We start from the raw sequence: 8624 nt of genomic DNA, 5'->3' as shown, positions 1-8624 counted from the left end.
CCACCGCACCGTACGGATCCCCATGACTGCCCCCAGCACCACCGAGGCCGCCGACGCCGACGCCGGCCCGGCCCCCACTCCCCGCCGCCGCAGATTCGGCCTCACCGCCGCCACGGCTCTCGTCATGGGCAACATCATCGGCGGTGGCATCTTCGCGCTGCCCGCCGCGGTCGCCCCGTACGGCACGGTCAGCCTGCTGGCCTTCGTCGTCCTCTCCGTGGCCGCGCTCCTCCTCGCGCTCCTCTTCGGCAAGCTCGCCCGCCGCAGTCCGGTCACCGGCGGCCTGTACGTCTACCCGCGCGACGCGTTCGGCCCCTTCGCCGGCTTTCTGTCCGCCTGGTCGTACTGGACGATGTGCTGGGTCAGCATCGCCGCGCTGGCCGTCGCCGTCGTCGGCTACGTCGACGTGCTGATACCGCTGCACGGCAACCACACACTCGAAGCGGTCGTCGCCCTGGCCGCGCTGTGGCTGCCGACCGCCGCCAACTTCGCCGGCACCCGCTGGGTGGGCACGGTCCAGATCGTCTCCACCGTCCTGAAGTTCGTTCCGCTGCTGCTGGTCGCCACGATCGGTCTGTTCTTCATCGACACCGACAACTTCGGGCCGTTCAACGCTTCCGGAGACAGTGTTCCCGGCGCGCTCGCCGCTTCCGCCGCGCTGCTGCTCTACAGCTTCCTCGGCGTGGAGTCGGCCGCCGTCAGCGCGGGCGAGGTCGACGATCCCGAGCGCACGGTGGGCCGGGCGAGCGTCCTGGGCACTCTGGGATCCGCGTTGGTCTACCTGCTGGGCACGGTCGCCGTCTTCGGCCTGGTCCCGCACGACCGGCTCGTCGAGTCCGGGGCACCCTTCGCCGACGCCGTGAACGCGATCACCGGCGGCACCTGGGGCGGCACCGCCATCTCCCTGGTCGCCGTCGCCTCCATCCTCGGCTGCCTCAACGGCTGGATCCTGCTGGCCGCCCAGATGCCGTACGCCGCCGCCCGCGACGGGCTGTTCCCGCAACCGTTCGCCCGCGTCGGCAAGGGCGGCGTGCCCGGTTTCGGCGTGTGGGCCGTGGCCGTCCTCGGTACGGTGCTCATCGGCCTCAACTTCACCGCCGGACCCGACACCACGTTCCGCGTGCTGGTCCTGATCACCACGTTCACCGGCTGCGTCCCGTACCTGCTGTCCGCCGCCGCGCAGCTGTACTGGCTGGCCCGCGGTACACGCGAACGAGTCCGTCCCGCAGGCCTGGTCCGCGACCTCATCGTCGCCGCCCTCTCCTTCGGATTCTCCTTCTGGCTGATCGCGGGAGCCGGCTACGCGGCCGTCTACCAGGGCGTGCTGTTCCTCTTCGCCGGCATCCCGGTGTACGTGTGGCTGCGCGGGCGCCGGGAGCCGGCGGAGGTGACCGAGGTGACTGGTCCGGGTGCGTGACCGGCACCGCCTCCCCGGACGCCGAGGCCCGCGAGGTCCTCGGCGCCGGCGCCGGCCGGCGGACCGCCGTCGAACCCCTCCGTGAACCGCCGGGCCGTTGTCCGCGCCGAGCGACCACGGGGTCCTAGGCCGCGTGCCGGCCCCCTCCGCCACCCCCGCGCCGGCCGCGCAACGTCACCGGGAGCACCAGGCCGCCCAGCATCCCCGCGGCGAGCAGGTACGGCCACCAGGCAGGCCCGCCGCCGCCGTCGGCCGCCGTACTGCGGGCCTCGGTCGGCACCTCGCCGGACGAGGCCCGGCCCGCCGCCTTGGTGGAGGGGCTCGCGGTGGTGGCCGCCAGGACCACGTCGTTGCCGTCGCCGCCCCGGTAACTGATCCGGTAGATAGTGTCGGCGAGTTTCACCTCGCCGCCCTCCGCCATTCCCTCGAAGGTCCCCGAGACGGGCGCTGTTCCGGTGTGGTCGAGGACGGTGATCTGCGGCGCGGTGGTGTTGCCGGCCGCCGCCAGATCGAGTGTCCCGGCCAGCCGGACCTTGCCGGATACGCGCAACGGCCGCTCCCGCAGCACGAGTTCGCCCTCGGCTGCCTGCCTGAAGTCACCGTTCACGGTCAGTCCGCCCGCGACGACGCCCTCGTTCGTCACGCTCCCGCGCACCGTCCCCGGACCGCCGAGGGAGCCGGTCACCCGCAGTGCGGAACCTCCCGTGTCGAGCAGCGATCCCGCCGAGGAGAGCTGTACGGAACGGCTGTTGACGAGTGTTGCCCCGTCCCTGAGGGCGAGGGTCCCCTTCCGGACGGTCGTCGCCCCGGTGTAGGTGACCGCCGATCCGGTGAGCGTCGTGGGCGCGGTGCCCTCCTGCACGAGCGAGCCGCTCCCGCCGAGCCGGGACAGGGTGACGGCGGCCTTCGTGTTGCGCACGACGAGCGTGCCGTCGTTCACGATCCGCCGCCGGTCGGTCCCGGTGAGGAGCGAACCGTCACCCCCGGCCGCGCCCGAACCCAGCCGCAGCACCGCGCCCTTCCGCACGGTCGTCGAGCCGTCGTAGTACTGCGCGGCCGCGAAGGTGACGTCGTTTCCCTCGGTGCCGGCGATGACGATGTCTCCGGCACCGGGTGTGGCCAGCGTGTCGTGGAAGCGGCCGCCGCCGATGGGCGCCCCGAGTGTCACCGGGCCGTTGTAGTCGAAGGTCAGCTTCGAGCGGGAGCGGGCGGCCAGCAGGTTGATGTACACGGTTTCCGCGGTGCCCGGCATGAAGATCTTGCTCGTGGTGCCGTCACCCCAGCGCACGTCCGCGCCCTTGATGTTGGTGCCGCGCTTGTTGACGTTCTTGCGGGCCGGAGTCCAGTTCAGGGCGGGGTTGCTGAGCGAGGGGTCGGTGTCGCCGCCCCGGTCCGACCAGCTGTACTGGCCGGTGAGCACGACCTGGCCACCGGGCCGGGACTGGACGTTGATGTCGCTGCCGTACTCGCGCTGGTAGAAGTCCATGCCCATGGTGACCGTGCGGCCCAGTGGGGTGTCGACGGTGAACGTGCCCTGGTTGAGCACCTTGCGCACGCCGGGGAGGGAGGTGGCGTACTCCGGGCGGCCGGCGTTCAGCTGGGTGCCGTTGTCGATCACCCCGGAGAACGTGTGGGTGCCCGAGAGGTCCCAGGTGCCCCAGAGGAACCGGGGCTGGGTGATCAGCCCGGATCCGCTGATGGTGCCGAGGTTGAAGGCGCTCTTCAGGGCGAGCCGCAGGGTTCCGTCGACGCGGATGTTGTCCTGGTTGAGCCGGAACGCCGGGGTGTCGTACGGGAAGTGCCCGATCAGCCCGGTCGTCCCGCCGTCGCCGTACTGGAGTGTCGCGCCGCGCTCGACGGTGATCGCGGGCGGATCGGGGCGGGTGACCGTCACGTAAGGATGGTTGCCGCCGAGTGTCCGCACGGTCTGCCGCTGCCGCGGGTCCGGCAGCGTGAAGTCGCTGTCCCGGGTCAGGACGAGCGTCCCGCGGCCCCGCACGGTGAGCGTTCCCTGCCCGCGGAGGACGCCGTCGTACGTCGTGGTTCCCGGCGGCACGGTGACGGCCGTGTCGCCGGTGAGGGTCACGTCGCGGTTCGCGAGGACGTCGGCGGTGACGTCCCGCACGCCTGCGGCCGAGGCCGGGGGAGCGGTGGCCAGGAGGGCGGCGACCGCCGCGAGTGCACCGGCGGCGGCTGCTGTGGTGTGGAGAGGGCTGCGCACGTTCTCGGAGACGGTCCTGGGCAGGCGCGATAACAGAAACTTGCCGCCCGGCCGGAAACTTTGGTGAAAGGGCTTTCTGTCTTGTCTCGCCAGACCCGTTGACCTCCTCGTAACGCGCCCTTACCTTTTCGGCGTTCGTCATTCCACATGCCGTTCGCAGTCTCGAACATTCCAAGGGGTGTTCATGGCTGGAACGACCCCCAGGCGAGAGGCAGCCGAGTGCAGCCCCACCCCTCGTCCCCGGCCGAGCCGAGCCCCCGTGCCGCCCAGGCCCACGTCCACCGCCGCACCCACCTCCAGGCCTGCGCCCGGACATCGGACGGCACCCCCGACGGCGGCGTCCCCGTCGCCGGCACCGTGAAGGAGAGTGCGTGACATGAGACGTGCGTACGCGATCCTGCTCACCCTCTGTCTGGCGCTGACCGGCGCCCTCGCCACCGCGGGCCCGGCGCAGGCCGCGCCCCAGACCATCGCCAACGGCACGCAGTTCACCGACACTTCGGGCAACCCCGTACACGCCCACGGCGGCGGGGTGCTCAAGGTCGGGACCTACTACTACTGGTTCGGCGAGAACCGCAACGCCGACAACACGTTCCGGTACGTGGACGCCTACCGCTCCACCGACCTGAAGAACTGGGAGTTCCGCAACCACGTCCTGACCGAGGCGAGCGACCCCGAGCTGGCCACCGCCAACATCGAGCGGCCGAAGGTCATGTACAACGCCTCCACCGGCAAGTTCGTCATGTGGATGCACAAGGAGAACGGCACCGACTACAGCGAGGCCCGTGCCGCCGTCGCCGTCTCCGACACCGTGGACGGGAACTACGCGTGGCAGGGCAGCTTCCGGCCGCTCGGCCAGCACATGTCCCGCGACATCACGGTGTACGTCGACACCGACGGAGCCGGCTACATGGTCTCCGCCGCCCGCGAGAACTACGACCTTCAGATCTACCGGCTCACCGCCGACTACACCGGTATCGCGAGTCTCGTCGCCGACCCCTGGCACGGTGGACACCGTGAGGCGCCCGCGCTGTTCAAGCGAGGCAACGTCTACTTCATGCTGACCTCGGGAGCGACCGGCTGGAACCCCAACCAGCAGCAGTACGCCACCGCCACCTCCCTGGCCGGCCCCTGGTCGGCGATGACGAACGTCGGCGACTCGACGACATTCAACTCGCAGACGGCGTACGTCCTGCCGGTGCAGGGCAGTTCGGGCACCTCCTACCTCTACCTGGGCGACCGGTGGGGGAACTCCTTCGGCGGGACCGTCAACGACTCCCGGTACGTGTGGCTGCCGCTGACCTTCCCCACCTCGACCTCGATGTCCATGACCTGGTCCCCGGAGGTCACGCTCGACACGGCCGCGGGCACGGTGTCCGGCACGAGCGCCACGTACAACACGCTGATCGCCCGCCACTCGGCCAGGTGTGCCGACATCACCAGCCAGTCCCTCTGGCAGGGCGCGCAGATCAAGCAGTACGACTGCAACGGCGGCGGCAACCAGAAGTACTGGTTCAAGTCGGTCGGGAGCGGTTACTACCAGTTGGTCGTCCGGAGCAGCTCCCTGTGTGTGCAGGAGAACGCGAACACCGTGTCCCAGGAGAACTGCAGCGCCTCGTCCAACGCTCAGCAGTGGTCGCTCACCACGTCCGGCAGCTACGTCAGCGTCAAGTCCCGCGCGAGCGGCGAGTGCCTGGACGTGAACGGCGCGTCCACCGCCAACTCGGCCGCCGTCATCACCTACACCTGCAACGGAGGGACGAACCAGCAGTGGACGCGCGGAACATGACCTCGGGTCAGCGCGTCACGCGAGCAGGTCGATCGCGTCGAAGGCGGTTCCCGCGCTGAGGAATCCGGTCGCCCCCGAACCGCTCACCACGTTGATCTTCAGCACGTTGTACTGGCTGGTGTCCGTCTGCCAGGCGCTCGCCGGGATGCTGTAGGTGAAGGTGTGGTTGTTGCCCCGGTAGGACCCGTTGGTCAGTGACCGCGTGTTCGGCTGGGTGGGCGGGGAGGGGATGGCGGAGGTCCAGTTGTCGTTGACGACGACCTGCGGGCGTCCGTTGGCGTAGGCGGTCGTCACGCCGATGCGCAGGGTGTGCGCGGCGGCGGCCTGGGCCGCGGTGAGCTTGAAGTAGACGAGGAGACCGCTGTTGACGTCCTTCCAGATGTAGCAGGGGAAGGCGGAGGTCTCGCTGCCGCTGCCGACGACCACGTTGCCGGTCCAGGAGGTGGCCCGGACGTCGGAGGGGTGCGCGTAGGTCATCAGGTCGGCGTTCTTGAAACCGCTGGGGGAGCCGGTCCACTCGTTGATCCGCCAGATGGCGCTCGCGTTGCCCGGGTCGTTCGTGGACGGGATCGCGACCGAGTTGAGGGTGGTCGTCGACCCGGCGGACACGGTCACCTGTGTACTGTATACAGCCAGCTCGCTCTTGTAGACGGTCAGCGTGTACGTCCCCGGCAGCACCCCGCCGATCGAGTAGTAGCCGTCCGACGCCCGCGCCGAACCCCAGTACTGTGCCGCCGCGTTGGCGAGTCCCACCGTGTACGGGTACGCCGTGTTCCGCCCGGTGATGCCGACGCCGGCGACCCGGCCCCGGCCGCTCGCGCCGACGTACCCGGCGATGCCGAGCGAGTCCGCCCAGGACGTGGTCAGCGTGCCCGGGAACAGCGACGAGGAGGGGGCACCGCCGTCCGTGAAGGAGATGACGTACGGCCCCTGGAGGCCGAAGCGCTGGTCCTCGGTCTGGTTCTGGCCGTAGTAGAGGATCTCGTACAGGCCGCCGCCGTCCGCGCTCTGGTGACGCAGGAGCGAGCGGTAGAAGGGGCCGCCGGAGGCCTTCTCGTGGTTGCTGCGCACGATCCACAGGCCGACGCCGCCGGCGCTCCAGCCGACGTAGTCGTAGTCCGTCACCCGCAGCTTCGAGTAGTGCTTGGAGCGGGTCTGGCCGTCGGACTTCGCGAACACGTCCGAGGCCTCGATGGTGCTGGTGGTGTACGTGTAGGAGTCGGGCTCGTCGTTGAGGAACAGGCCCTTCTTCACGCGCAGGATGTAACGGGTCGCCGAAACGGACGTGTCGGCCTTGTTGGTCCACAGGTAGACGTTGTTCTCGCCGCTGCGGGCCGCGTAGTAGTGCTTCAGCGTGCCGTACGTGACGGAGATCAGGATCGTCGTACCGGACTGTTTGACCGACACCGTGGAGGTGCCGAGCCCGGACTCGATGTGCGAGTTCATGCCGCCGTAGCCCTGGTACTCCACGCCGCGGTGGACGAGCGAGGTCAGGTCGCCGTTGGTCTTGCTCACCTTGAAGACGAGGTCGGCTCCGGTGTCGACGACGTAGTTCGAGCCGTCGTCGGTGTAGCCGAAGGCGGCGGCGGACGCGGGGGCGGCGAAGGGACCGGCGAGCGCGGCGGTGCCGGCGGCGGCGGTGCCGAGGACGAAGGTGCGGCGTCGGACCGGGTGGTGGCTCTCGGATCCGGACATGGGGGTGCCTCCTTCGGGAGGTGGGGGGTGCGGGTGATTCGTCAGAGTGGCAGTTGAATCGATTTCGCGAAAGGGCTTTCACTGGCTGGAGGTTGGCAATCATGTGAAATGAGTCCGAAACCTAGAAAGCGCTTGCCGGAGGCGGTACGGTCCTCCGCCAGGTCCTGTTGGCGTGACCGAGGAGCCGCATGTGAGACGTTTCACCCCCGCCGTGCTGGCGGCACTGACCCTGACCACCGCGCTGACGGCGGTGCCCGCCGCCCAGGCGCATGACGGCGGGAGTCCGGTACTCGGCGTCGCCGCCTGCACCGGCACCGCCTGCCACTTCGATGTCCCGCCCGGTACGTACGACGTGAAGGTCCTGCTCGGTGGCGAGGCGGCGTCGAGCACCGCGATCGCCGGCGAGACCCGGCGCTCCCTGCTGCCCGAGACCGTCGTCCCGGCCGGTGAGCGCGTCGCACGTACCTTCACCGTGAACGTCCGCACCCCCGAGGGCGAGCCGACCGGCGTCGACGGAACCCCCGGTCTGGACCTCGTCCTCGGCGGCTCGGCGCCCGCCCTCGCCGACATCCGGGTCACCCCCGCCCGGCACACCCGCCAGGTCTTCCTCGTCGGCGACTCCACCGTCTGCGACCAGCCCGGCGACCCCTACTCCGGCTGGGGCCAGCAACTCCCGCAGTACCTGCGCAAAGGCGTCTCCGTCGCCAACTACGCGGACTCCGGGGAGAGTACGGTCACCTATCTGGGGAACCCGCGGCTGTGGGCCACCGTCCAGCCACAGATCCACCGCGGCGACCTGGTGATGATCCAGCTCGCCCACAACGACAAGACGACCGACGAGGCGACCTACCGCACGAACCTGGAGACGCTGGTCGCGGGCGTCCGGGAGAAGGGCGGCCGGCCGGTCCTCGTCACCCCGATCGTGCGCCGCTGGTTCAACGCCGACGGCACGCTCAACAACGGCACGGCCCTGCTGGTCAACGGCCTCGGCGTCGACCACCCCGCCGTCGTCCGCTCGGTCGCGGCGGCGCGGGACGTCCCGCTGATCGACCTCACGGCGAAGACCAAGTCCTTGGTGGAGTCCCTGGGGACGGAGGGCTCCAAGGCCCTCTACCTCTACAACGAGAAACGGGACAACACGCACACCTCCGTACACGGCGCCACCGTCTACGCGGGCCTGGTCCGTGACGAACTCCTCGCCCAGCATCTGGTGCCGGAAGGCCTGGTGAGGGTGGGATAGACCCCTGGGGGCGCCCCGACCGGAACCGGGGCGCCTCCAGGCCCAGGCCCTGCCCCGTGGCCGGCGGAACGCCGCCGCCCACCGGCCGTGGCCCGCGGCCCGCACCGACGCAGGGGTGCCGCGGGCGCCGGCCCGTCCCCGCCCCGGTTCGGAAGGAAAGCAGCCCGCGATGCATCTCCCCCCGCCCGATCGCACCCTCAGCCCGCGTACCGGCTACACCCGCGCCCACTGGGAGTCGGCCGCCGACTCCCTGCTGGCCGCC

Annotated in this window: 6 protein-coding genes; 4 read left to right on the top strand and 2 right to left on the bottom strand. The window is 70.3% G+C overall.

The features are described from left to right. Nucleotides 1-22 precede the first annotated feature (22 nt). Complete coding sequence (locus BZL64_RS05435) at nucleotides 23-1417, top strand: amino acid permease (RefSeq protein WP_086766713.1); 1395 nt, start codon at nucleotides 23-25, stop codon at nucleotides 1415-1417. A 124-nt stretch (nucleotides 1418-1541) separates the two neighbouring features. Here BZL64_RS05435 and BZL64_RS05430 read toward each other — a convergent pair whose 3' ends face one another. Further along, the gene (locus BZL64_RS05430) at nucleotides 1542-3638 is read right to left on the bottom strand and encodes an autotransporter (RefSeq protein WP_086766711.1); all 2097 of its coding nucleotides are present in this window, start codon (nucleotides 3636-3638) and stop codon (nucleotides 1542-1544) included. 219 nt (nucleotides 3639-3857) lie between these two features. Between BZL64_RS05430 and BZL64_RS39750 the strand changes: the two genes are divergently transcribed. Both BZL64_RS39750 and BZL64_RS05425 read left to right on the top strand, forming a co-directional pair. Further along, nucleotides 3858-4013: a hypothetical protein gene (locus tag BZL64_RS39750; protein ID WP_158101506.1), complete on the top strand. Its 156-nt coding sequence runs from the start codon at nucleotides 3858-3860 to the stop codon at nucleotides 4011-4013. Nucleotide 4014: 1 nt separating this feature from the next. Continuing rightward, nucleotides 4015-5427: an RICIN domain-containing protein gene (locus BZL64_RS05425; protein ID WP_086766709.1), complete on the top strand. Its 1413-nt coding sequence runs from the start codon at nucleotides 4015-4017 to the stop codon at nucleotides 5425-5427. Nucleotides 5428-5442: 15 nt separating this feature from the next. On the opposite strand, the gene BZL64_RS05420 is transcribed toward BZL64_RS05425, so the two are convergent. After that, nucleotides 5443-7122 (bottom strand): rhamnogalacturonan lyase B N-terminal domain-containing protein, encoded by a 1680-nt coding sequence (locus BZL64_RS05420; protein WP_086766707.1) that lies wholly within the window; start codon nucleotides 7120-7122, stop codon nucleotides 5443-5445. A gap of 190 nt (nucleotides 7123-7312) precedes the next feature. Between BZL64_RS05420 and BZL64_RS05415 the strand changes: the two genes are divergently transcribed. After that, a complete protein-coding gene (locus BZL64_RS05415) occupies nucleotides 7313-8362 on the top strand; it encodes a rhamnogalacturonan acetylesterase (RefSeq protein WP_086766705.1) in 1050 nt (349 codons plus the stop codon). Nucleotides 8363-8624 lie beyond the last annotated feature (262 nt).

It is taken from the genome of Streptomyces bobili (assembly GCF_002154575.1).
Lineage (GTDB): Bacteria > Actinomycetota > Actinomycetes > Streptomycetales > Streptomycetaceae > Streptomyces > Streptomyces bobili.
This window is presented reverse-complemented; position numbering and strand designations above follow the sequence as displayed.

Excerpts from the sequence above, each read along its gene's own strand:
- BZL64_RS05425 (WP_086766709.1), top strand. The coding sequence starts at position 4,015 with ATGAGACGTGCGTACGCGATCCTGCTCACCCTCTGTCTGGCGCTGACC.
- BZL64_RS05435 (WP_086766713.1), top strand. The coding sequence starts at position 23 with ATGACTGCCCCCAGCACCACCGAGGCCGCCGACGCCGACGCCGGCCCG.
- BZL64_RS05420 (WP_086766707.1), bottom strand. The coding sequence starts at position 7,122 with ATGTCCGGATCCGAGAGCCACCACCCGGTCCGACGCCGCACCTTCGTC.